General features: G+C 59.6%; 16 protein-coding genes. 14 read left to right on the top strand and 2 right to left on the bottom strand.

The window, feature by feature from the left end; all coding sequences use genetic code 11:
* Positions 1–140: 140 nt before the first annotated feature.
* Entirely contained in the window at positions 141–3,152 is a 3,012-nt protein-coding gene (locus HOC_RS15365) for a TonB-dependent receptor plug domain-containing protein (RefSeq protein ID WP_051624963.1), read from the top strand.
* Between the two features lie 215 nt (positions 3,153–3,367).
* Here the strand turns inward: HOC_RS15365 and HOC_RS15370 are convergent, their stop codons facing one another.
* Both HOC_RS15370 and HOC_RS15375 read right to left on the bottom strand, forming a co-directional pair.
* Positions 3,368–4,258, bottom strand: coding sequence for a class I SAM-dependent methyltransferase (locus HOC_RS15370; RefSeq protein WP_051624964.1), 891 nt, complete (start codon positions 4,256–4,258; stop codon positions 3,368–3,370).
* On the bottom strand, positions 4,255–5,067 hold the full coding sequence (locus tag HOC_RS15375) for a TrmH family RNA methyltransferase (RefSeq protein ID WP_035540187.1): 813 nt from the start codon (positions 5,065–5,067) through the stop codon (positions 4,255–4,257). Before HOC_RS15375 ends, HOC_RS15370 begins: the two co-directional genes overlap by 4 nt.
* Positions 5,068–5,164: 97 nt before the next feature.
* On the opposite strand from HOC_RS15375, the gene HOC_RS15380 reads away from it, so the two are divergent.
* The 13 genes from HOC_RS15380 (at position 5,165) to fusA (ending at position 24,392) form a co-directional block, all read left to right on the top strand.
* Positions 5,165–6,610: an OmpA family protein gene (locus tag HOC_RS15380; protein WP_035540189.1), complete on the top strand. Its 1,446-nt coding sequence runs from the start codon at positions 5,165–5,167 to the stop codon at positions 6,608–6,610.
* Complete coding sequence (locus tag HOC_RS22200; protein ID WP_051624965.1) at positions 6,610–8,424, top strand: hypothetical protein; 1,815 nt, start codon at positions 6,610–6,612, stop codon at positions 8,422–8,424. Before HOC_RS15380 ends, HOC_RS22200 begins: the two co-directional genes overlap by 1 nt.
* Positions 8,425–8,545: 121 nt before the next feature.
* Positions 8,546–9,397: a M48 family metallopeptidase gene (locus HOC_RS15390; RefSeq protein WP_051624966.1), complete on the top strand. Its 852-nt coding sequence runs from the start codon at positions 8,546–8,548 to the stop codon at positions 9,395–9,397.
* 201 nt (positions 9,398–9,598) lie between these two features.
* On the top strand, positions 9,599–10,045 hold the full coding sequence (gene rplK, locus HOC_RS15395) for a 50S ribosomal protein L11 (RefSeq protein ID WP_034740641.1): 447 nt from the start codon (positions 9,599–9,601) through the stop codon (positions 10,043–10,045).
* Positions 10,046–10,050: 5 nt separating this feature from the next.
* Entirely contained in the window at positions 10,051–10,743 is a 693-nt protein-coding gene (gene rplA, locus HOC_RS15400; protein WP_035540193.1) for a 50S ribosomal protein L1, read from the top strand.
* Between the two features lie 394 nt (positions 10,744–11,137).
* On the top strand, positions 11,138–11,653 hold the full coding sequence (rplJ, locus tag HOC_RS15405; RefSeq protein WP_035540195.1) for a 50S ribosomal protein L10: 516 nt from the start codon (positions 11,138–11,140) through the stop codon (positions 11,651–11,653).
* Between the two features lie 58 nt (positions 11,654–11,711).
* On the top strand, positions 11,712–12,089 hold the full coding sequence (gene rplL / locus HOC_RS15410; RefSeq protein WP_035540198.1) for a 50S ribosomal protein L7/L12: 378 nt from the start codon (positions 11,712–11,714) through the stop codon (positions 12,087–12,089).
* A 154-nt stretch (positions 12,090–12,243) separates the two neighbouring features.
* Positions 12,244–16,380, top strand: a complete 4,137-nt coding sequence (gene rpoB, locus HOC_RS15415; RefSeq protein WP_035540200.1) for a DNA-directed RNA polymerase subunit beta — start codon at positions 12,244–12,246, stop codon at positions 16,378–16,380.
* Between the two features lie 132 nt (positions 16,381–16,512).
* The gene (rpoC, locus tag HOC_RS15420) at positions 16,513–20,739 is read left to right on the top strand and encodes a DNA-directed RNA polymerase subunit beta' (protein ID WP_035540201.1); all 4,227 of its coding nucleotides are present in this window, start codon (positions 16,513–16,515) and stop codon (positions 20,737–20,739) included.
* Positions 20,740–20,820: 81 nt separating this feature from the next.
* Positions 20,821–21,069, top strand: coding sequence for a hypothetical protein (locus HOC_RS15425; RefSeq protein WP_035540203.1), 249 nt, complete (start codon positions 20,821–20,823; stop codon positions 21,067–21,069).
* A gap of 254 nt (positions 21,070–21,323) precedes the next feature.
* On the top strand, positions 21,324–21,695 hold the full coding sequence (gene rpsL / locus HOC_RS15430; protein ID WP_034740661.1) for a 30S ribosomal protein S12: 372 nt from the start codon (positions 21,324–21,326) through the stop codon (positions 21,693–21,695).
* 12 nt (positions 21,696–21,707) lie between these two features.
* Complete coding sequence (rpsG, locus tag HOC_RS15435; RefSeq protein WP_034740664.1) at positions 21,708–22,178, top strand: 30S ribosomal protein S7; 471 nt, start codon at positions 21,708–21,710, stop codon at positions 22,176–22,178.
* Between the two features lie 90 nt (positions 22,179–22,268).
* The gene (gene fusA / locus HOC_RS15440) at positions 22,269–24,392 is read left to right on the top strand and encodes an elongation factor G (RefSeq protein ID WP_035540205.1); all 2,124 of its coding nucleotides are present in this window, start codon (positions 22,269–22,271) and stop codon (positions 24,390–24,392) included.
* Positions 24,393–24,464 lie beyond the last annotated feature (72 nt).

Raw genomic sequence — 24,464 nt, forward strand, 5'->3', positions numbered from 1 at the left:
GAATCTAATAATGACGGAAAGGTAACGGCGCGTTGACGGCTACGTGACGAAAGCCCTATTGATACTGCCAAGTTCCGGAATCAGGGGTCCGGAACGCGCCTTGTGAGGAGGCGCCATTTTCAATCATTGGAGGTACCAACGTGAACGGGAATACTATTAAGTCCCGCCTGCTTGCCTCGTCCGTATTCGCGGGCGTTGCATTCATGGCATCGGCGAGCATACTCGCCACCGCACAAGAAGCAGATCCGGCAGTCGATACCGTCGCAGCGCCAGCCGCTGAAGACACCACTGCCCGTCAGGCAACTGTCTATGTCACCGGCACGCGCATCCAGAGCCCGGGCGTCGTTTCGTCCAGCCCGATCGCGACGGTTGGCCGTGCAGAGCTTGAAGTTGCTCAGACTGTTGAAGTCGAGCGTCTCTTCAAAGACCTGCCGATCACTGTCCCAGGCGACGGTCAGAACACAAACAACGGTACGGCCGGTGCAACCACCGTCAACCTGCGCGCCCTCGGCACGCAGCGCAGCCTGATCCTTGTTGACGGCAAGCGCATGACCCCGTTCGACGTGAACGGTCAGGTCGACGTTTCCGCCATCCCGGTGAACATGCTCGAGCGCGTTGACGTCGTCACCGGCGGTGCTTCCGCTGTTTACGGTTCGGACGCCATGGCTGGTGCGATCAACTTCATCACCCGTCAGGACTTTGCTGGCGTTGAAGTCGACTCCAAGTACACCGTCACCGAAGAGGGCGACGGCCAGATCTATGATATCGCAACGCTCTTCGGCGCCAACTTCGACGGCGGCCGTGGGAACGTGACGGTTTCGATGGGTCACACCGATCGTAAACCTGTTCTGCTCGGCGACCGTGAACTCGGTCTCTTCGGCATCGCGACGTCCGAAGGCCCGAACGAAGGCGGCGCACCTGCTTCGCCAGAAGCAAACTGCGACAACCCAGACACCACGGCGTTCAGTTCAGGTGTTGGTTCGACCACAACGATCCCAACGACACTCGATCTGACCGGCGGCTCGCTGCAAATCCGTAACGACGGCACAGTTGGCCCACGTTGCTCGCGCTTCAACTTCAACCCGTTCAACTATTACCAGACGCCACAACAGCGCTACAACGCGTTCACGACGGCACGGTATGAAATCACGCCGAACATCGAGGCCTATGCACGTGCATCGTTCTCGTCGATCAACGTGACGCAACAGGTTGCTCCATCGGGCGTGTTCGGTAACGTCTTTGAAGTTCCATTGCAGAACCCGTTCCTGTCTGATCCAGCTCGCACGGCGATCCTCGGCCAGATCAACACGTTCCTCGCCGGCAACCCAGCTGTTGGTTTTGATGACGTCGGCGTGAACGACCTCAACGACAACGGCATCTTTGACGATCAGGACTCGATAACAGTTCCTATCCGTCGTCGTACAACCGAACTCGGCACACGTTCGACTTCCTATGACAGCAACACATTCCAGATCCTCACGGGCCTCCGTGGCGATCTCGACAATGGCTGGAACTATGACATCTCGTTCGCGCACGGCGAATCCGACCGTACGAACACGAGCGCTGGCTATAGCAACGTTGCAAACATCGCGACGGCTCTGAACACGATCAGCGCCGACACATGTACGACACCTGGTGGTTCGACGACCGACGGCTGTGTGCCGCTCGATCTCTTCTCGACCGGTTTTGGTTCGATTACGCCAGCCATGGCTGCCTACGCGGGCGCAACGGCTCTCGAAAAGCGTAACTACACGCAGAACGTTGCTTCCGCCTCGATCTCGGGTCCGGTTGAAATGCTGACGTCGCCTTTCGCTGACAGCCCGCTCCAGTTCGCACTTGGCACAGAGTACCGTGAAGAAAGCGGCTCGACCACGCCTGACGAATGCTTGAAGCTGGCTCCAACCAGCTGCCTCGGCGGCGCCGGTGGTAACCTGCTTCCTGTTTCGTCGTCCTTCGACGTGATCGAACTCTTTGCTGAAACGATCGTGCCACTGATCAGCGGCAAGCAGTTTGCACAAGACGTGAGCCTCGAGCTCGGCGGCCGTATCTCCGACTACTCGTCGGTTGGTCAGAACGAAACCTGGAAGGCCGGTGTCAACTGGGCTCTTACAGACTCGTTCCGCGTTCGTGTCATGCAACAGAAAGCTGTTCGTGCACCAAACATCGGTGAGCTTGGTTCGCCAATCACCACCGGTCTCGGCGATGCGTCGTTCGACCCATGCTCCGATGGCAACCCGAACGCAATCGATGCCGATCTCGCAGCACTCTGCGTCGCGACAGGTGTGAACCCTGCGCTCGTGGGTATTGTTGGTGACATCGTGTCGGGCCAGATCAACCAGTTCCAAGGTTCGGATCCGAACGCTCTGCCTGACGCAGAAACGGCTGATACGTTCACAGCTGGTTTCGTGTATCAGCCGGGCTTCAACCTGGGTCCGCTTCAGGGCACCACGATCTCGCTTGACTACTATGACATCGAAATCTCCGACTACATTGACGCGTTCAAGCCTCAGGAAGTTCTGGACCAGTGCTATATCGTCGGTAACCTCGAAGAGTGCGCCAAGATCAACCGTATCGGTGGCTCGCTTGCAACGGCCGGTTCGGGCGTCGACACTTACACGACCAACCTGGACTATATCCGTACGGAAGGTGTCGACCTCGTCGCATCGACCGGTCTGGATTTCGACCAGTACGGCGCGCTTGACTTCTCGTTCTACGGTAGCTTCCTGATGACTCAGGAAAGCCTGTCCAAGGAAGGTCTTGACCCGATTGATTGCCTCGGCAAGTTCGGTAACGACTGCTACCCGACCCCTGAATTCCGCTTCCAACAGCGCACCAGCTGGAGCATGGGCCCTGCAAGCCTCTCGCTCAACTGGCGTCACCTCGGCGAAGTCGAAATTCAGGACAGCCAGAAGGCAAACACGTTTGACGGCTTCGAGAAAATCAAGGCTCAGGACTACTTCGACCTGACCGGCAGCTATCAGATCAACGACATGGTTGGCCTCACCGTTGGTGTCCGCAACCTGTTCGAAGAAGATTTGCCAGTCGTTGGTAACGAAGCTGGTTCGACGGATGCGAACTCGGGTAACACGTTCCCAAGCACGTACGACGTCTTCGGCCGTACCTACACGATCGGCCTGAAAGCCACTTTCTAGGCTTTCTGACCTAACCAAAATCGGAAACGGCGGTCCTTCGGGGCCGCCGTTTTCTTTTGGGCGAATGTCAGGTCTGGGGAGGGGTGGCTGTGACTTGCTAGCCGACAGCCGCAGCCTGTTCGGGCAGGTCCGTATGGTCTTCGGGGTGTTTTCGGGCTTTATCCGGGCATCTGTCCGGGGGGCGCAGCTGATGGAAAAGGCAGGGCCTTTCCTGCCTAGCTGGCGCGCCAGCGGGCGTAGAGGGCGGTTGGCAGAAGGCGGCTGGAGCCTTGTTGTGGCAGCGCCATTTCGCCCTGTTCCATGATGCCGCCAAAGGAGGCAAGCCGGTCGCCCAGCGTCTGCGACAGGGCGAGATATGAGAGGCGCACCGCATAGGCCGTTGCAATCACGAAGAGTGGCTTCTCGACCAGCAATTCCTTTATATTATCAAGCAGTTCGGGCAGGTCATGCTCGAAACGCCAGGTCTCGTTCTTGGGGCCGCGGCCGAATTTCGGCGGGTCGAGAACGATGGCATCATAGCGGTTCTCGCGGCGGATTTCGCGAGCGACGAACTTCATCGCGTCATCGGCGATCCAGCGGATCGTGCGGTCCGACAGGCCGCTCAGCGCCTGATTGTCCTTGCCATAGCCATTCGATTTGGGACTCGCATCGAGATGCGTCACCTCGGCGCCAGCAGCAGCGCAGGCGAGGGACATCATCCCGGTATATCCGAATAAATTCAACACTTTGACTGGCCGTTTGGCGGCGCGGATCTGCTCCTGCGCGAAGCGCCAGTGGACTGAATGTTCCTGGAAAACGCCCATGTGGCGGAAGGCGGTGCGACGGGCAGTGAAGGTCAGCCCGTTCCATCGCATCGGCCAGTCTTCGGCCGCGCGAGGCGACAGGGTTTCCCAGTTGCCGCCGCCATCTTCGTCGTCATTCTTGCTCAGAAAAGCGGCGTCCGCCTTCCAGCTATCAACAGGCCGTGCGGGCTCCCAGAAGGCCTGCGGGTCGGGCCGGATGACGGTCTGGCTGCCAAAGCGTTCCAGCTTTTTCAGGTGGCCGCTGTCGAGCAGGGCATAGTCGTCCCAGTCGTCGGCGATGAGGAGTTTGGTCTCGGTTTTCATGTGAAATCCCTCTGCCGCCAGGCCTCATAGGTCATGATGGCGGTGGCCTGTGCCAGGTTCAGGCTGTCCGCCCCGCCGCGCATCGGGATGAGGGCGAGCGTATCGCACTGCGCCTCAATCGCTTCCGGCAGCCCGGCCTGTTCATTGCCCATGATGATGACTGACCGCGCCCCAAAAGGCGCCTTGTCATGCCGCGCTGTGCCGTTCACCGAAGCAGCGGTTAGCGACAAGCCCTGCGCCTGGCGCCAGCTGTTGAACGCGTCGAACGAGGCGTTCGCAAATGGCATGTCGAAGATCGACCCCATCGAGGCGCGGACTGTTTCGAAACTGTAGGGATCACAGCAGGTTTCGAGCAGAACAACCCCGCTCGCCCCGGCGCAGTCGGCGGTGCGCAGGATGGTGCCCAGATTGCCCGGATCGCGTACTTCGTAGAGGGCGATCCAGATGCCGTCGCCGGTCTTGGTCAGGGCATCCAGCGGTCGGTGCTGCTGGTGGAAGGAGGCGATCACGCTCTGCGCATTGTCTTTGTGGGTCACCTTCGACATCAGCCGCTCAGGCGCCAGAACCACGCGCGCGCCGGCCGCGCTGGCGCGTTTGGCAAGGGCTGCCAGGTGTGGCCGCTCTGCCATGGTCGCCGTGATAACGAGCGTTTCTGCCTTCCAGCCTTGCTCCAGCCCCTGTTCGACGAGACGTGCGCCCTCGGCCAGGAACAGGCCCGTTTCGCTACGGCCCTTTTTTCTTTCCAGACTTTTCAATGACTTGATAAGCGGATTGGACGGGCTCGTAATGGTCTCGATAGGGTGGTTCATGGGGCGTCAGGCCTGCAGCGAAAGTCTTGCGATTAGGGGGTGAATAGGGCATCCCTGAAGGAAGGGAAGTGACTTCAGGGAGTAAGGCGGGGTCCCAATGAGGCTACTCGATCACCTGTTTGCACTTGTGTCTCTCGCCGGTCTCGTGGCGATGGGTTGGTGGGGCGTTTATCAGTCACCGCAGAATGCTGCAAATCTGCAGATGGAACTTCAGCAGAAAACCTCAGCTGCCCTCAAGGCCGCCGGTCATGACTGGGCCCTTGTCACCATGGATGGCCAGCACGCTGTCCTGTCGGGCAAGGCACCCTCAACCGATGCCGTACGCGATGCCGCACTCACCATTCTCACGGCCGCCGGCCCGGGCGGCCTGATCTTTGGCGGCGTCACGCAGGTCGAGAGTGTCGCCGATGACGCGCCGCCGGTTTCGCCCTTTGTCTGGCATGTAGAGAAGACACCTGAGGGCGCGCTGGTCCTGTCGGGCCATGTGCCCTCGCGCGCGATCCGGAAGGCCCTGCTCGCCGAGGCGCAAGCCGTTGCCGCCGGGGCGCCGGTGGAAGACCATATGCAGCTTGCCTCCGGCGCGCCTGTGGGCAATTGGCAGGGCATTGCGCGCCTCGGCCTGCAACAGCTGGCCAGCCTGGATTCAGGCGATGTAACGCTTGAGGATACGCGTCTGCGCGTGAATGGCGTGGCAAGTGACAAGGCCGTGCGTGAGGCCGTTAAGACGGAAGTTGCCAATATTGCCGCGCCCTTCCAGGGGCAGCCTCTGGTGCGCGGGGCCTCGCTCTGGCTGGCGCGGGTGTCGGATGAAGGCCTGCTGTTGAAGGGCAATGTGTCCAGCGAATCCGAGCGCCGGGAAATCCTGACGCTGGCCAAGAAGCACTACCAGGGCAAAATGGTGGACGAGATGGCCATTGCCGACCAGGTGTATAATGGCTGGATGGAAGGCGTACGGCGGGGGCTGCCGCAGTTCGTGCAATTCCAGAGCGGAGAAATGGATTTCGACCCGGATGGGGCGGGCTTCCTGATCCTGGGGCAGGCGCGGCCCAGCACGCTGGCCTACCTGAAACAGGACGTGGCAAGCCTGACCGCCCCTTATGGGGCAGAGATCAGGGCTGTCAGTCGTCTGCCAGCCCCTCCTGATGTCACGCCTGCTGCGACACCTGTCGAGACATGCCAGCGCCTCGTGGACGCCGCTGTGGCTTCCGGGGATATAAGCTTTGCAGAGGGCGCCGCTGAGCCGCAGCGAACAAGTGGGCCCGTTCTCGATGCCTTGGCGGCTTCTTTTTCGGCCTGCGACCCCGCGCTCGGATTCAGCATCAATGGCCGTTCGGAGGCCGCGAACCCCAAACCGGCAGATGTTGCTTTGGGCAGGGCACGCGCGGTGGCGCTGGTGGCCTTTCTTGAGGCAACCGGGGTGGATGCGGGGAGTTTGTCTGCGATTGGCTATGGCCCCAGCGCTGCGGAGCAGGCTATTGATTCAGCTGACGCCGGGGCAGACAGCCGGACAATCGAGATCACAGTACTGGAACGGAGCGAATAATGGCCTGGCTTCTGACGCACATGTGGATGGCACTTGCAGGCGTCGGCCTGTTCAGCCTGCTTTTCGGTTGGTCCATGCGCGGCATCCTGCTTGTCGGCAAGCTGCGGACGGCCCGTGTCGACCGCGATATTGCGCGCACTGAACTGGAACAGGCCAAGGCCGAAATCGAAGGGCTCTATGCGGCCCAGCGCAACACAGTGCCCGGCGGCGTTGCGCCGGCCACAATGGCCGACCCGTCCCTGAGGGCCGAATTGAACGTTCGCGAGAAGCGACTGTCGGAACTGTCGGCTGAGCTGTCAAAGTCCAAGGCTGAGCTGCAAGCCCTGAAATCCGGCGCCGGACGTAGCGCTGCACCTGTCGCCCCAAAAATGGCCAGCGACCAGACCGAGCCAAGCCTCCTGTGGCGCAACCGCCATCTTGAGAGCCGCGTGCAACATCTGGAGGCCGCGCTGCACGAGCAGGCCGCTGCACCGGCTCAGGCTGTCGCAGCGCCAGCCGCAGCTGCTGCTGTTTCGGCAGAGCCTGCTGTCGATCAGGCTGAAGTGGACAAGCTGAAATGGCAGGCTGACTTCTTCAAGCAGCGTGTCGAGACACTGGAGGCAGAACTGGCAGCCCAGCCGGCGCCTGAACCGGCAGCGGTTGCAGCGCCGATTGAAAGTGATGATGCGGGCGAGGAACTGGCCCGGCTGCGCTGGCGTAACCGCTTCCTTGAGGGGCGCCTCGCCTATTTCGAGGGTGATGCTGCCCCTGAGGACGCCGCCGCGCCGGACGTGGCCGAGCTGGTCGATCTTGAAGTTGAGACAGACGAGACGCCGGACGATGATGACGAGGTTATCTCTGCCACGGATGCCATCCTGCAGGAGCTGGAAGAGGCTGATGCAGCGGCAGATGCCGAGGAAGAGGGTGAATTCGACGACGACGTTGATGAGCCTGAAGACGACATGGCGGACGAGATCGAAGACGAGCTTGAGGGCGAGGATGAAGCCGATGAGCTGGAAGATGAAGACCTCGAGGACGAGGCGCTAGAGGATGACGACGAAGACGAGGGTGATGAGAACGCGCTGGACGAGGACGAAGATCTCGAACTGGAAGATGACGCGGACATCGACGAGGAAGACGAGGACGAGGCGGAAGCGGACGAAGAGTCCGACGATGAAACCGAGGACGACGATGCCTATGACGAGGAATCCGATGAGGAGGATCTCGACGCGGAAGATGAGGACGATCTAGAGTCCGACGATGAGGCAGATGAAGACGTCCTGGAGGACGACGAGTCTGACGAAGATGAGTCAGAAGACGATGAATCTGACGAGGATGATGAGGACGACGAAGTCGAAGAGGATGATGTCGAAGACGACGATTCCGAAGAAGACGACGCGGACGAGTCTGATGATGAGGAAGACATCGACGAAGACGATGAAGAGTTCGACGAAGAGGCGCTCGACGAGGCGGACGAGGATGACGACGGCGAGTATGATGAAGAATCAGACGATGATGCCGACGAAGAGCTTGATGACGAAGACGGCGTGGACGATGAGGAGGCTGAGGCTGACGAGATCCCTGCAGAGCGCCCGATCGCCCTGCCTAAGGCCGTTGCGGACTCGCCTGACGACCTGACAATCATCGGCGGCATCGGTCCGAAAATCCAGGAAGTGCTGAATGAACTCGGCATCTTCCATTATGACCAGATCGCTGCGTGGACACAGGCCAACATGGCTTGGGTCGACAACCACCTGAATTTCTCGGGCCGGATTGCCCGTGAAGGCTGGGTGGAACAGGCCGCGATCCTGTCCGGCGACGTCGCCGAGGAATAGGCGCGCAATTCACGGTGCATTCATTCCGGATCTGGCAGGTGCGTCTTGGCGCTATTCTTGTGGCATTGCTTTTCAGCCCCCAGAGAGTAACCATGGCGCCAAAGGGTGAAGGAGTTTTTATATGGTCGAACGCATCGATTTTGACGGCGAAATTCTCGCGAATGCGCCCCGTATCAACATGTCCCGCCGGGCGATCATCTGCGGCATTGCCTCCGGTAGCGTGCTGCCTTTCGTAACCAGTTGCGCAACAAATCCGGCGACGGGTTCCAACCAGTTCATTATGTTTGGTGAAGATCAGGTCGCAGGCATGGCCGCATCGGCTTGGACCGACATGAAGGCGCAAGTGCCGGTGACAGCCAATTCCAGGCTCAAGAGCCGTGTGCTCAACGTGTGGAACCGCACAGTGCGCGGTGCAGGCCAGACCGGCTATGTCGACCCGAACGCTGATTGGGATGTCGCCGTGTTCGATACCGATGACGTCAACGCGTTCGTCATGCCAGGCAACCGGGTGGGCGTATATCGCGGCATAACCGAACTGACCGAGAATGATGATCAGCTGTCGTCCGTTCTGGGCCATGAGACGGGGCACGTCGTCGGCCGCCATGCCGCCGAGCGCCTGTCGATCACGACGGCTGCGCAGGCCGGCCTGATGCTGGGCCAGATCGCCATCACGCAATCGGAAACGCTCAGCAAGTATGGCACGGCCATTGGTGCGCTCGGTGGCGCGGCCATGCAGTTTGGTGTCGTATTGCCCTACAGCCGCCGGCACGAATCCGAGGCCGACCGACTGGGCGTCGATTACATGCACAATGCCGGCTATGACGTGAAACAGTCCGTGCGCCTGTGGGAACTCATGGCGGCCAACTCGGAAGTCCAGCGCCAGCCGGAATTCATGTCCACACACCCGGATCCGCTCAATCGTGCGGCGGCGCTGAAGCAATATATCAATGCCAAGGGCTATGCGCTGATGTAGGCGGCGCCTCAAGGCGAGACGAAACAAGCCCGGATGGCCTGCGCCGTCCGGGCTTTTCACATCCGGGCTGCTTGACCTGAAGGGGTGATTGGGCCATACGCCCGCTTCTGCGGAAGGCCCGCCAGCCGGACCGCGGACCCTCGATACCAATCGGGGCGGATCGAAAGACCACCGCCCCCTCGTAACAATTGTGAGGACACAATGGCTAAGAAACTGCTGGGGCAGATCAAGCTCCAGATTCCCGCAGGCAAGGCAAACCCTTCGCCGCCCGTCGGCCCAGCGCTCGGTCAGCGCGGCATCAACATCATGGAATTCTGCAAGGCGTTCAACGCCAAGACGCAGAGCATGGAAGAAGGCCTGCCTATCCCGGTCGTCATCCAGTATTACCAGGATAAATCATTCACCTTCGTCACGAAGACGCCACCTGCCACGGTGCTGCTGAAGAAGGCTGCTGGCCTGAAGCTCGGCAAGAAGCCAGCTTCCGGCTCGAAAAAGCCTGGCTTTGACACGGTCGGCAAGGTCACCATGAAGCAAATCCGCGAAATCGCGGAAGCCAAAATGGAAGACCTCAACGCAAACGATCTCGATGCAGCGTCCAAGATCATCGCAGGGTCCGCCCGCGCGATGGGCCTGACAGTGGTGGAGTAAGAACGATGGCGAAACCAGGAAAGCGCTCACGCGCAATCGCAGAAACGATTGACCGCGAAAAAGCCTACACAATCAGCGAGGCCGTCTCGGTGGTGAAGGGCAACGCGAAATCGAAATTCGACGAAACGATCGAGATTGCCGTCAATCTCGGCGTCGACCCCAAGTACGCTGACCAGATGGTCCGCGGCGTGGTCAACCTGCCAGCCGGCACGGGCAAGGACGTTCGCGTCGCCGTGTTCGCGAAAGATGCCAAGGCTGACGAAGCCAAGGCTGCCGGTGCTGACTTCGTTGGCGCAGAAGACCTGATGGAAAAAATCCAGGGTGGTTTCATGGACTTCGACCGCGTTATCGCGTCGCCGGACATGATGGCTATCGTCGGTCGTCTCGGTAAGGTCCTCGGCCCACGCGGCCTGATGCCTAACCCGAAAGTCGGCACGGTCACGCCAAACGTCGCACAGGCTGTCAAAGACGCCAAAAGCGGCTCGGTTGAATTCCGCGTTGAAAAAGCCGGTATCATCCACGCAGGCGTCGGCAAGGCAAGCTTTGCCGAAGCTGACATCGAAAAGAACGTCAAGGCGTTCCTCGATGCGCTCGTCAAGGCGCGCCCAAGCGGCGCAAAAGGCACGTTTGTTCGCAAAATCTCGCTGTCCTCGACGATGGGCGCGGGCATCATGATCGATACGGCCGAAACCAAATAGGCTCGCTTCGGCGGCTAATTTGCTCGAAAATCAGAAAAGCCCGGTGCCAAAAGGCGCCGGGCTTTTTCCTGTGATAGCACTTTTTCTGGATTCAGGGGGTTGCGGGCCTTTGGATAAAGCGTTAACAGACCTCTCTTGACGGGAGATCACCGATGTGCATCGGCGGCCTCCCGTTTTCCTGTCCTAGACCATAGGTCACGTTTTCGGACGCGGTAAAGGCTTTTTAGCCACCTATGCAGACGGGGTGAGGCGTTGAAACGGTTCGGAAAAACAGGATTTCCTGTTTTGCTTTACCGGGCAGGCCAATCCCTGGGCAGGCGCTGGAAGGCCCTTGGGCCGGAAGGCGATTACCAGGGCGGCCGGATGGTCCGGGCGCCTCTACTGGAGACCCGCTATGGATAAAGCTGGAAAAACAGTGGCCCTCGACGCGCTGAAAGGCGTGTTCGCTGAGTCCGGTGCTGTCATCGTGACGCACTATTCCGGAATGACCGTTGCGGAAATGTCAAAGCTGCGCGCCCTTCTTCGTAAGGATGGCGGTCAGCTTAAGGTGGTCAAGAACCGTCTGGCGAAAATTGCGCTCGACGGTCAAGGCGGCGACGATGCCCAAGCCCTGTTCCAGGGGCCTGTGGCAATTGCCTATGCTGCTGATCCGGTGTCCGCTGCCAAGGCAGCTGATGAATTCGCGAAAGATAATGCGAAGCTCATCATCATCGGCGGTGTTATGGGTGACGTGGTTCTGGATGCTGATGGCGTCCAGGCTCTCGCGAAGCTTCCGTCTCTCGACCAGCTCCGTGGCAAAATTGTTGGCCTTCTGCAGGCACCGGCAACGAAAGTTGCAGGCGTCATTCAGGCTCCGGCCAGCCAGCTTGCCCGTGTGGTGTCGGCATACGCGTCGAAAGACGCCGCCTAAGGCACCCGTTTTCGCAACATCTCAACACTAACAACCGAACCAAACAGGAAATCATACAATGGCAAATCTCGAAAAGATTGTCGAAGACCTCTCGGCCCTGACCGTTCTTGAGGCTGCAGAGCTCGCAAAGATGCTCGAAGAAAAATGGGGCGTTTCCGCCGCTGCGCCAGTGGCTGTTGCTGCTGCCGGTGGTGCTGCTCCAGCTGCCGCTGCTGAAGAGCAGACGGAATTCGACGTCGTTCTGACGTCGGCAGGCGACAAGAAAATCAACGTGATCAAGGTCGTCCGCGACGTTGTTCCTGCCCTCGGCCTGAAGGAAGCTAAAGACCTCGTCGAAGCTGCTCCTAAAGCCATCAAAGAAGGCGTCTCCAAAGCTGAAGCTGAAGAGATCAAGAAGAAGTTCGAAGACGTCGGCGCTACGATCGAAATCAAGTAGCGCTTGCTGCTTTAAAATCCGGACAGTGTTCGCGCGAGGCGCTGTTCTATCTAAAAGATGCGCGGCGGTCTCATTCAGAGGCCGCCGCGAACTCGCGTTCTGGTGATAAGGTCTGTGGCCATGTGGCCCGGACGGACAAAATTGGGATCCTGGGATGGCACTCTCCTTCACGGAAAAGAAACGTATCCGCAAGTCCTTCGGGCGCATTCCCGAAGCCATCGAAATGCCGAACCTGATCGAGGTTCAACGCGATTCTTACGAGAGCTTCCTTCAGATGCACACGCCGCGCGAGAAACGCACGGATGATGGTCTCGGAGGCGTTTTCAAGTCGGTATTCCCGATTACAGATTTTTCCGAGCGCGCGACGCTCGAATATGTGAACTACGAGTTCGAAACGCCGAAATTTGACGTTGAAGAGTGCATGCAGCGCGATCTGACCTATCAGGCGCCGCTCAAGGTACGTCTTCAGCTCGTCGTATTCGACATTGACGAAGACACGGGCGCCCGCTCGGTCAAGGAAGTCAAAGAGCAGGAATGCTATCTCGGCGACATCCCGCTGATGACCGACAAGGGTACGTTCGTCGTGAACGGCACCGAGCGCGTGATCGTCTCGCAGATGCACCGTTCGCCTGGCGTGTTCTTTGACCACGACAAGGGCAAGACCCATACGTCCGGCAAGCTGTTGTTCGCGGCGCGCATAATTCCTTACCGCGGCTCGTGGCTCGACTTCGAGTTCGACGCGAAGGACGTGCTCAACATCCGTATCGACCGTAAGCGCAAGCTGCCGGCGACGACGATGCTTTACGCCCTCGGCTACGACACCGAGCAGATCCTCGACCTTTTCTACACGCACTCCATCTACCGGATGGACAAGCAGGGCTGGGTCACCGGGTTCCGTTCGGAAGCCTGGAAAGGCCTCAAGCCCGAGTTCGACCTGATCGACGCCAAGTCGAAAAAGGCCATTGCCGAAGCTGGCAAGAAGATCACCGCGCTGAAAGCCAAGCGCATCGCTGAGGCCGGCACGGACGAGATCCTGGTCCCATCTGAAGCCCTCGTTGGCAAATTCCTGGCACGCGATGTCGTGAACATGGAAACCGGCGAGATCTTCGGTGAAGCTGGCGACATGCTGGAAGAAGAAGTCATCGCCGAGATGCGCGAATACGGCATCAAGACGATCGAAGTCCTCGACATCGACGCGTCCGGCCGTGGCCCATGGCTGCGCAACACGCTGAAGGCTGACAAGAACGAAACCCGTTTCGAAGCCCTGTCGGACATCTATCGCGTCATGCGCCCAGGTGAGCCACCAACGCAGGAAGCCGCTGACGCCCTGTTCGGCCAGCTCTTCTTCGATCCAGAGCGCTATGACCTCTCGGCTGTCGGCCGGGTGAAGATGAACATGCGTCTCTCGGTTGCCGTCAAAGGCTACGAGTCCGCTGCTGACGACATGCGCGTGCTGCGCAATGACGACATCATCGGCGTCATGAAGGTCATTCTCGACCTGAAGGACGGCAAGGGCGAAGTCGACGACATCGACAACCTTGGCAACCGCCGGGTCCGCTCGGTCGGCGAGCTGATGGAAAACAACTACCGTATCGGTCTCGTGCGTATGGAGCGCGCGATCAAGGAACGTATGGGATCGGTCGATATCGACACGGTCATGCCGCACGACCTGATTAACGCGAAACCGGTTGTGGCGTCTGTGCGTGAATTCTTCGGCTCCTCGCAGCTGTCGCAGTTCATGGACCAGACCAACCCGCTGTCGGAAATCACCCACAAGCGCCGTCTTTCAGCGCTTGGCCCAGGTGGTCTGACACGCGAACGTGCCGGCTTTGAAGTCCGCGACGTGCACCCGACCCACTATGGCCGGATCTGCCCGATCGAGACGCCGGAAGGCCCGAACATCGGTCTGATCAACTCGCTCGCCACGCATGCGCGCATTAACAAGTACGGCTTCATCGAGAGCCCGTACCGCAAGGTTGTGAACGGCAAGCAGACTGACGAGGTCGTCTATCTGTCGGCCATGGAAGAGTCGATCTACTCGATCGCCCAGGCCAACGCCTCGGTGAATGACAAGGGCGAGCTGCAGAACGAATTCGTCAACGCCCGTGTGGCTGGCGAAGCGACCATGGTTTCGAAGGACGACATCCAGTTCATGGACGTCTCGCCGAAACAGGTCGTATCGGTTGCTGCCTCGCTCATCCCATTCCTTGAAAATGACGACGCCAACCGCGCCCTCATGGGATCGAACATGCAACGCCAGGCGGTTCCGCTGGTCCAGTCCGAAGCGCCGTTCGTCGGCACGGGTATGGAATCCATTGTGGCCCGTGACAGCCGCGCCGCCATTATCGCCCGTCGGGCTGGTGTGGTCGAGCAGGTTGACGCGCTGCGTATCGTTGTTCGCGCGACCGAAGATCTCGAAGGCTCCAAGTCGGGCGTTGACATCTACCGTCTGGCCAAGTTCCGCCGCTCGAACCAGAACAGCTGCATCAACCAGCGTCCGATCGTCAAAGTGGGCGACACGGTCTCGAAGAATGACATCATCGCGGACGGTCCTTCGACCGATCTCGGTGAGCTGGCCCTCGGCCGGAACGTGCTCGTCGCGTTCATGCCGTGGAACGGCTACAACTTCGAAGACTCGATCCTGATCTCCGAGCGTATCGTGAAGGACGACGTCTTCACGTCGATCCACATTGAGGAATTCGAGATCGCGGCACGTGACACGAAGCTTGGCCCTGAAGAGATCACACGCGACATTCCGAACGTCGGCGAGGAAGCCCTGCGCAACCTCGACGAGGCCGGCATCGTGGCTGTGGGCGCTGAAGTGAAAGCTGGCGACATTCTCGTCGGCAAGGTCACGCCGAAGGGCGAAAGCCCGATGACGCCGGAAGAGAAACTCCTCCGCGCCATCTTCGGTGAGAAGGCTTCCGATGTGCGTGATACGTCGCTGCGTGTGCCTCCGGGCGACGCCGGTACGGTTGTGGATGTTCGCATCTTCAATCGCCACGGCATCGACAAGGACCAGCGCGCGCTTCAGATCGAACGCGAGCAGATCGAACAGCTGCAGGAAGACAAGGAAGACGAACAGTCCATCCTTGAGCGCAACACTTATGCGCGTCTTGCTGACCTGCTGACCGGCAAGGAAGCCGTTGCGGGGCCGAAAGGCTTCAAGGCTGGCAAGATTGCGGCCGACGCACTTGAAGAGCTGAGCGAGAGCCAGTGGTGGGATATCGCCCTGAAGTCTGAAAAGGCCCAGTCCGATCTCGACGCCCTGCGCGCCCAGTTCGATGCGTCGATCCACGAGCTTGATGCCCGTTTCAACGACAAGGTCGACAAGGTCCAGCGCGGCGACGACCTGCCTCCGGGTGTGATGAAAGTCGTCAAAGTCTTCCTGGCCGTGAAGCGTAAGCTTCAGCCGGGTGACAAGATGGCCGGCCGTCACGGCAACAAGGGTGTGATCTCGAAGATCAACCCGAGCGAAGACATGCCGTTCCTCGAAGACGGTACGCCTGTCGACATCGTTCTGAACCCGCTCGGTGTGCCGTCGCGCATGAACGTTGGCCAGATCCTTGAGACCCACACAGGCTGGGCCTGCCGCGGTCTTGGCCGGATCATCGACCAGGCTCTGGAGGAGTTCCACCAGAAGCATGACATGGACGCACTTCGTAAAGCGGTTACCTACGCCTATGGAGAAGAGCAGGAGCTTCCTGAAACCGACGCTGAAATCGTCGAGCTGGCCGGTAACCTGCGCAACGGCGTTCCGATCGCCACGCCAGTGTTCGATGGTGCCCGCGAAAGCGACATCAACGACCTGCTGACACGTGCCGGTCTCGACACGTCAGGCCAGGTGAAAATGTTCGACGGTCGTACCGGCGTTCAGTTCTCGCGTCCTGTCACGGTCGGGTACAAGTACCTGCTCAAGCTTCACCACCTCGTGGACGAGAAAATCCACGCGCGTTCGACTGGTCCTTACTCGCTCGTTACCCAGCAGCCGCTGGGCGGCAAGGCGCAGTTCGGTGGCCAGCGCTTCGGGGAGATGGAAGTCTGGGCACTCGAAGCTTACGGCGCAGCCTACACGCTGCAGGAAATGCTGACTGTGAAGTCGGATGACACTGCAGGCCGTGCGAAGATCTACGAATCGATCGTCCGTGGCGACGATTCCTTCGAGGCTGGCATCCCGGAAAGCTTCAACGTGCTGATCAAGGAAATGCGCTCGCTCGGTCTCAACGTGGAGCTGATCGAAGAAGACAATGGCGAAATCGAGGACGAAGAGTCCACGGTTGCTGCCGAGTAGATAGTAAACGAAATATCGGGGTGCCCCGGGAAGCGACACGCGTTTCACTGGGCACCCCATTCGATACGAAATTTCATGAGGGCAGGGGCCCTTTCGCCCCGACAACATCGCCCACCCAAGGAGCAGACACCCATGCGCCAGGACGTCGCCAGCATTTTCAACCCGAATACGCCCGCCCCGACTTTCGAGGCGATCCGCATTTCGATCGCAAGCCCGGAGAAAATCCGCTCGTGGTCGTCAGGCGAGATCAAGAAGCCTGAAACCATCAACTACCGGACGTTCAAGCCCGAGCGCGACGGCCTTTTCTGTGCCCGCATCTTCGGTCCGGTAAAGGACTATGAGTGCCTTTGCGGCAAGTACAAGCGCATCAAGTATCGCGGCATTGTCTGCGAGAAGTGCGGCGTTGAAGTCACCCTCGCACGCGTCCGCCGCGAGCGAATGGGCCACATCGACCTGGCTGCACCTGTTGCACACATCTGGTTCCTGAAATCGCTTCCATCCCGGATTTCGACGCTGGTCGACATGGCGCTGAAAGATGTGGAGCGCGTGCTCTACTTCGAAAGCTATGTTGTCATCGAGCCGGGCCTCACGGAACTGGAGCCCAAGCAGCTTCTGACCGAAGAAGAATACATGGATGCACAGGACCGTCTGGGTGAAGACGCGTTCACAGCCATGATCGGCGCCGAAGCCATCCGCGAGATCCTCCGCAACCTCGACCTGCCAACGCTGGCCGAGACGCTGCGCGATGATCTGCGCGAGTCCACCTCGGAACTGAAAACCAAGAAGGCTTCCAAGCGCCTCAAGGTGGTTGAGTCCTTCCTCCAGTCGCGCGCCAAGCCCGAGTGGATGATCCTGACCGTCGTTCCGGTGATCCCGCCGGACCTGCGTCCGCTCGTTCCACTGGACGGCGGCCGCTTTGCGACGTCCGACCTTAACGACCTCTATCGCCGCGTGATCAACCGGAACAACCGCCTGAAGCGTCTTATGGAGCTTCGCGCACCGGACATCATCATCCGCAACGAGAAGCGTATGCTTCAAGAGTCGGTTGATGCCCTGTTCGACAACGGCCGTCGCGGCCGCACGATCACTGGTACGAACAAGCGTCCGCTGAAGTCGATCTCCGACATGCTCAAGGGCAAGCAGGGCCGCTTCCGCCAGAACCTTCTTGGCAAGCGCGTCGACTATTCCGGCCGTTCGGTCATCGTGGTTGGCCCGAACCTCAAACTGCACGAGTGCGGCCTTCCAAAGAAGATGGCGCTCGAGCTGTTCAAGCCGTTCATCTATGCGCGTCTCGACGCCAAGGGCCTTGCCGGCACGGTCAAGGCTGCCAAGAAACTGGTCGAGAAAGAGAAGCCGGAAGTCTGGGATATCCTCGACGAGGTCATCCGCGAGCACCCAATCCTGCTCAACCGCGCACCGACGCTTCACCGCCTCGGCATCCAGGCGTTTGAACCGAAACTGATCGAGGGCAAGGCCATCCAGCTTCACCCGCTGGTCTGCGCCGCGTTCAACGCTGACTTCGACGGCGACCAGATGGCCGTTCACGTGCCGCTGAGCCTCGAGGCCCAGCTGGAATGCCGCGTGCTCATGATGTCGACGAACAACATCCTGTCGCCTGCCAACGGCAAGCCAATCATCGTGCCGTCGCAGGATATCATCCTCGGCCTCTACTACCTCTCGCTCGATCGCGACGAGGAAGTCGGCAATGGCATGATGTTCACGGACCTCGCCGAAATCGAGCAGGCGCTGGACAACGGCTTCGTCTCGCTGCACTCGAAAATCAAGGCGATGTACGAAGGCGTCGATGATGAAGGCAAGCCATGGCGCCGTGTGATCGACACGACACCGGGCCGCTTCATGGTGGCAAACATCCTGCCGCGTTTCAAAGGCATCCAGCCTGACATGGTCAACCTGACGCTGACCAAAAAAGCCATCGGCCGGATCATCGACGATGTGTATCGTCTGTGCGGGCAGAAGGCGACGGTCATCTTCTGCGATCAGATGATGGGTCTCGGCTTCAAGGAAGCTGCGAAAGCGGGCATCTCGTTCGGCAAGGATGACATGGTCATTCCGGAAGCGAAGAAGAAGCTCGTCGAAGCGACCAAGGAACAGGTGTCCGAATACGAACGCCAGTATGCCGACGGTCTCATCACGCGCGGTGAGAAGTACAACAAGGTTGTCGACGCCTGGTCCACATGTACGGACAAGGTCGCGGACGCCATGATGGAATCCGCGTCCAAGGCCCAGGTGGCCAAGGGTGACCGGAAGGCTCAGGTCAACTCGATCTACATGATGGCCGACTCCGGTGCGCGTGGTTCGAAGAACCAGATGAAGCAGCTCGCCGGTATGCGGGGCCTGATGGCCAAGCCGTCAGGCGAGATCATCGAGACGCCGATCATCTCGAACTTCAAGGAAGGTCTGACCGTCCTTGAGTACTTCAACTCGACCCACGGTGCCCGTAAGGGTCTTGCCGATACGGCTCTGAAAACGGCGAACTCGGGTTACCTGACCCGTCGTCTTGTCGACGTTGCCCAGGATTGCATCATCAACGAAGATGATTGCGGTACGGAAAAAGGCATCGACATCTCGGCTGTCATGGAAGGTGCTGATGTCACCGTTTCGCTGGGCGAGCGTCTGCTCGGCCGTGTTACGGCTGAAGATGTCAAAGGTGCGGACGGCACGCTGGTCGCGCCTGCCAACACCTATATTGACGAAGACCTTGCCGACATCATCGAGAATGCCGGTGTGGACGTGGTGAAAGCCCGCTCTGCGCTGACATGTGAAGCGCGCAACGGTATCTGCGTTCAGTGCTATGGACGTGACCTTGCCCGCGGCACGGTCGTCAACCGCGGTGAAGCGGTCGGCGTTATCGCTGCCCAGTCGATCGGTGAGCCGGGTACCCAGCTGACCATGCGTACGTTCCACATTGGTGGCGCAGCGCAGGTGGCCGACCAATCGTCCATCGAAGCCAGCTTCGAAGGCACCGTCCGGTTCACGGATGGCGAGTATGTGACCCGCAAGGACAAGAACATCATTGTTGTTGGCCGCCGCATGCAGGTCGAGATCGTCGATGCCGACGGTCGTACACGTCAGTCGTTCCGCCCGGCCTACGGCACACGCCTCATGGTCAAGGACAAGGCGAAGGTTTCGCCCGGCATGCCGCTCGCAGACTGGGATCCATTTGCCCAGCCGATCGTGTCGGAAGTGGCTGGCGAAGCCAAACTGATCGACGTGATCGATGGCGTCTCCGTGCGTGAAGAAACCGACGAAGCGACGGGCATCTCGTCCCGCGTTGTGATCGACTGGCGTTCGGCCTCGAAAGCGGCTGACATCAAGCCGTCGATCCAGGTCATTGACAAGGACGGTAAGCCCGTCAAACTGCCTAATGGCTCTGATGCTGTCTATCTTCTCTCGGTGGGCGCTATCCTGTCCGTCGCCGATGGTGACAAGATCGAAGCCGGTGACACGCTCGCACGTGTTGCGACCGGTGGTGCGAAGACACGGGACATCACGGGTGGTCTGCCGCGCGTGGCGGAACTCTTCGAAGCGCGCCGTCCGAAGGACCACGCCATCATCGCAGAAGTCGATGGCAAGGTGCTTTACGGCCGTGACTACAAGAACAAGCGCCGCGTCTCGATCGTGCCGATCGAGGAAGGTCGTGACCAGATCGATTACCTCGTTCCGAAGGGCAAGCACCTTGCCGTTCAGGATGGTGACTTCATCAAGCGTGGTGAATACCTGATGGACGGTAACCCGGCGCCGCAGGACATCCTGTCGACGCTTGGTGTCGAGGCTCTGGCCAACTACCTCATCGACGAAGTGCAGAAGGTCTATCGCCTGCAGGGCGTGCCGATCAACGACAAGCACATCGAAGTGATCGTTCGCCAGATGCTGCAGAAGGTCGAAATCGTGGACGGTGGCGACACGCCATTCATCGTCGGCGAGCATATCGATCTGATCGACTTCGAGGACGCCAATGAAGTGGTGCGCAAATCCCGTAAAAAGGACCAGCGCGAGGCAACTGCCAACCCGCTTCTGCTCGGTATCACCAAGGCTTCGCTCCAGACCCGCAGCTTCATCTCTGCTGCGTCGTTCCAGGAGACGACCCGCGTGCTCACCGAGGCGGCTATCCAGGGCAAGATCGATACGCTGGACGGCCTCAAGGAGAACGTCATCGTTGGCCGCCTGATCCCGGCCGGTACGGGCGGTGGTATCCGTCAGTTCCGCCGCGTTGCGGCCGAGCGCGACCTGAAGCTGAAAGCCAAGCGCGCTGCTGCGATGGCCAAGGCCCAGGAAGAAGCGGCAAATCTCGCGATGGCGGCCCTTCCGGCACCTGCTGCCGAGCCTGCGGACGAATAGTCCGGTCGATACGGCTCTTGATGCAAATGAGAAAGCCTGCCAGCCTTGGCAGGCTTTCTTGCTTTCGGGGATAGGCGTCAGATGGAACGAAACGATATTATCGGCGCGGCGTGTGCGGTCGTTGCGATTGGAATCATTACGTTTCTATCGCTGGACAGCTGGGCCATTGCCGATTGCCGCACCGTTCTGAGAGAAGCGGAATTTCAGCGGGCAGGGGCGCTGGAGCCGGATGCTGCGGCCGATCTTGCGGCATTCCGCGCCCAGCTTGAAGGCGGCGCAGCGGGCCCTGAGGCGGCTGCCTGCGTCGACAGGATCGGCCTGCCGTTCTAGAGGTGCCCGTCTAGGCCTAATATTGCTGCGGTCTGGCCGCATGCGACCCTTGACGCCAGCGCTTGAGAGGCTTAAACGCCACCCATTGTCAGAGAGGCAGCTGGGCTTTTGCCCTTTCGCCGTACCGGTTCAGGAATGGTCCGGCCAATCTGACCCCCAAGTTTTCAGCCGTCCCGGAAGCTGCTATGGCATTCGGGGCATCATTTCGTTACCGGCCCATCGGGCCATGAGTTCAGAAGAGACAGAAGGCCCGAATGCCCACAATTCAACAGCTTATTCGTAATCCGCGTTCGCCAAAGCCGACGCGCACCAAGACGCCGGCTCTCAAAGCCTGCCCACAACGCCGCGGTGTTTGCACGCGCGTCTACACAACGACCCCGAAGAAGCCGAACTCCGCGCTTCGTAAAGTGGCAAAAGTGCGTCTCACCTCCGGGTTCGAATCGCTGTGCTACATTCCGGGCGAAGGCCACAACCTGCAGGAGCACTCGGTTGTGCTTATCCGCGGCGGCCGCGTGAAAGACCTTCCGGGCGTCCGTTACCACATCATCCGCGGCGCGCTGGATACCCAGCCCGTCAAGAACCGTAAACAACGCCGTTCGCATTACGGCGCGAAGAAACCGAAATAAGAGGGCCGCTCAATGTCTCGTCGTCACAGTGCAGAGAAGCGTCAGGTCCTCGCGGATCCGAAATTCAAAGACATCGTCGTCACCAAGTTCATGAACCAGATCATGCGCGATGGTAAGAAGTCGGTTGCCGAACGTATCGTCTATGGTGCCTTCGACCTCGTCGAAACGCGCGCCAAGAAAAACCCTGTCGAGGTTTTCCACGCTGCGCTTGAAGCCGTTGCGCCTTCCGTCGAAGTGCGTTCGCGCCGCGTCGGTGGTGCCACGTACCAGGTGCCGGTTGAAGTTCGTACCGAGCGCCGTCAGGCTCTCGCCATCCGCTGGCTGTCGGCTGCTGCCGCAGGCCGCAACGAAAATACTATGCGTGAGCGTCTTGCAGGCGAACTGATGGACGCCAGCCAGGGGCGCGGCAACGCTGTCAAGAAACGCGAAGACACGCACCGCATGGCGGACGCCAACAAGGCCTTCGCACACTACCGCTGGTAATCAGCACTGGAATTTCATGGCAACTGAGGGTAACGCGCCCGTCAGTTGCCACAATTTCCTCCCGGAAAGCAGACACGAAGGTTTACCCACATGGCCCGCGAATACACGCTGGATCGCTATCGTAACTTTGGCATCATGGCACACATTGATGCCGGCAAAACTACGACCACTGAGCGCATCCTTTACTACACCGGCAAGTCGCACAAGATTGGCGAAGTGCATGATGGCGCCGCGACCATGGACTGGATGGAGCAGGAGCAGGAGCGTGGCATCACGATCACGTCCGCTGCGACCACCACTTTCTGGGAACGCACTGAAGACGGCTCCACGCCGCTCTCCGACAAATACCGTTTCAACATCATCGACACGCCCGGGCACGTTGACTTCACGATCGAAGTCGAGCGCTCGCTGGCCGTTCTCGACGGCGCCGTTTGCGTCCTTGATGCGAACGCCGGTGTTGAGCCGCAGACCGAAACTGTGTGGCGTCAGGCTGACCGCTACAAGGTTCCGCGCATCGTGTTCGTCAACAAGATGGACAAGATCGGCGCTGACTTCTTCAACTGCGTCCACATGATCAAGGATCGTACAGGCGCAACGCCTGCGCCGATCCAGCTGCCAATTGGTTCCGAAACCGAGTTGGCGGGTCACGTTGACCTTGTTACGATGCAGGAATGGGTCTGGGAAGGCGACGATCTCGGCGCTTCATGGATTCTGAAGCCTATCCGGGACAGCCTCAAGGCAAAAGCCGAAGAGATGCGCGCCACACTGGTCGAGCTTGCTGTTGAGCAGGACGATGATGCGATGGAAGCCTTCCTCGAAGGCAACGAGCCAGACGTGCCAACCCTGCGCAAGCTTATCCGCAAGGGTACGCTCGCCATGGCATTCGTGCCGGTTCTTTGCGGCTCGGCCTTCAAGAACAAGGGCGTGCAGCCTATGCTGAACGCTGTGATCGACTATCTTCCAGGCCCGCTCGACGTGCCGCCTTACTTCGGCTTCCTGCCGGGCGACGAAGAAGAAGTCCGTAATATCGAGCGTAAGGCTGATGACAGCCAGCCGTTCTCGGGCCTTGCCTTCAAGATCATGAACGACCCCTACATGGGCACTCTGACCTTCACACGTATCTATTCCGGTACGCTGTCGAAAGGCGACGCGTTCATGAACTCGACCAAGGGCAAGAAAGAGCGCGTCGGCCGTATGGTCATGATGCACTCCAACAAGCAGGACGAGATCACTGAAGCTTTCGCAGGCGACATCGTTGCGCTTGCCGGCCTCAAGGAAACGACAACGGGTGACACGGTCTGTGATCCGAACAAGCCAGTCGTTCTCGAAACGATGACGTTCCCCGATCCGGTTATCGAGATCGCCGTCGAGCCGAAGTCGAAAGCTGACCAGGAAAAAATGTCGGTGGGCCTTCAGCGCCTCGCGGCAGAGGATCCATCCTTCCGCGTCGAAACCGATTTCGAATCCGGTCAGACGATCATGAAGGGCATGGGCGAACTTCACCTCGACATCCTGATCGACCGCCTGAAGCGCGAGTTCAAAGTTGAAGCGAACATCGGCCAGCCGATGGTTGCCTACCGTGAGAAACTCGGCCGTGCAGCAGAGATCGATTTCACGCACAAGAAACAGTCCGGTGGTACCGGCCAGTTCGCGCGCATCAAGCTGCAGTTCGAACCTCTCGAAGCCGGTTCTGGCTTCGTGTTCGAAAGCTCGATCGTCGGCGGCGCCGTTCCTAAGGAATACGTTCCCGGTGTGGAAAAAGGCCTCAACATGGCCAAGGAAAACGGCCTTCTGGCTGGTTACCCGGTCACCGACTTCAAGGCCGTGCTGGTTGATGGCGCGTTCCACGACGTTGACTCCTCTGTCCTCGCTTTCGAAATCGCCGCCCGCGGCGCATTCCGCGAGCTGAAAGGCAAAGGCGATCCGCGCCTGATGGAGCCGATCATGAAAGTGGAAGTTGTCACACCGGAAGACTATATGGGCGACGTGATCGGCGACCTGAACTCCCGCCGTGGCCAGATCCAGGGTTCGGAACCACGCGGTAACGCCGTGGCGATCAACGCTCTGGTCCCGCTGGTCAACATGTTCGGATACGTTTCGAACCTGCGCGGCATGTCGCAAGGGCGTGCCCAGTTCACGATGATCTTCGCTCACTATGACGAAGTTCCGCGTGCCGAAGCACAGAAAATCATTCAGGAAGTCGCAGGTTCCTGATCCATCCCCGACCGGTGAGCCGGTCTTTTGAATTTAGAATGAAGGAGAGGCCCGATGGGCAAGGCAAAGTTT

Origin of the sequence: Hyphomonas oceanitis SCH89, assembly GCF_000685295.1 — a bacterium.
Lineage (GTDB): Bacteria > Pseudomonadota > Alphaproteobacteria > Caulobacterales > Hyphomonadaceae > Hyphomonas > Hyphomonas oceanitis.

Excerpts from the sequence above, each read along its gene's own strand:
- HOC_RS15375 (WP_035540187.1), bottom strand. The coding sequence starts at position 5,067 with ATGAACCACCCTATCGAGACCATTACGAGCCCGTCCAATCCGCTTATC.
- rplK (WP_034740641.1), top strand. The coding sequence starts at position 9,599 with ATGGCTAAGAAACTGCTGGGGCAGATCAAGCTCCAGATTCCCGCAGGC.
- HOC_RS22200 (WP_051624965.1), top strand. The coding sequence starts at position 6,610 with ATGGCCTGGCTTCTGACGCACATGTGGATGGCACTTGCAGGCGTCGGC.
- rpoB (WP_035540200.1), top strand. The coding sequence starts at position 12,244 with ATGGCACTCTCCTTCACGGAAAAGAAACGTATCCGCAAGTCCTTCGGG.
- HOC_RS15380 (WP_035540189.1), top strand. The coding sequence starts at position 5,165 with ATGAGGCTACTCGATCACCTGTTTGCACTTGTGTCTCTCGCCGGTCTC.
- HOC_RS15370 (WP_051624964.1), bottom strand. The coding sequence starts at position 4,258 with ATGAAAACCGAGACCAAACTCCTCATCGCCGACGACTGGGACGACTAT.
- rpsL (WP_034740661.1), top strand. The coding sequence starts at position 21,324 with ATGCCCACAATTCAACAGCTTATTCGTAATCCGCGTTCGCCAAAGCCG.
- HOC_RS15425 (WP_035540203.1), top strand. The coding sequence starts at position 20,821 with ATGGAACGAAACGATATTATCGGCGCGGCGTGTGCGGTCGTTGCGATT.
- rplJ (WP_035540195.1), top strand. The coding sequence starts at position 11,138 with ATGGATAAAGCTGGAAAAACAGTGGCCCTCGACGCGCTGAAAGGCGTG.
- rpsG (WP_034740664.1), top strand. The coding sequence starts at position 21,708 with ATGTCTCGTCGTCACAGTGCAGAGAAGCGTCAGGTCCTCGCGGATCCG.
- HOC_RS15390 (WP_051624966.1), top strand. The coding sequence starts at position 8,546 with ATGGTCGAACGCATCGATTTTGACGGCGAAATTCTCGCGAATGCGCCC.
- rplL (WP_035540198.1), top strand. The coding sequence starts at position 11,712 with ATGGCAAATCTCGAAAAGATTGTCGAAGACCTCTCGGCCCTGACCGTT.
- fusA (WP_035540205.1), top strand. The coding sequence starts at position 22,269 with ATGGCCCGCGAATACACGCTGGATCGCTATCGTAACTTTGGCATCATG.
- rplA (WP_035540193.1), top strand. The coding sequence starts at position 10,051 with ATGGCGAAACCAGGAAAGCGCTCACGCGCAATCGCAGAAACGATTGAC.
- rpoC (WP_035540201.1), top strand. The coding sequence starts at position 16,513 with ATGCGCCAGGACGTCGCCAGCATTTTCAACCCGAATACGCCCGCCCCG.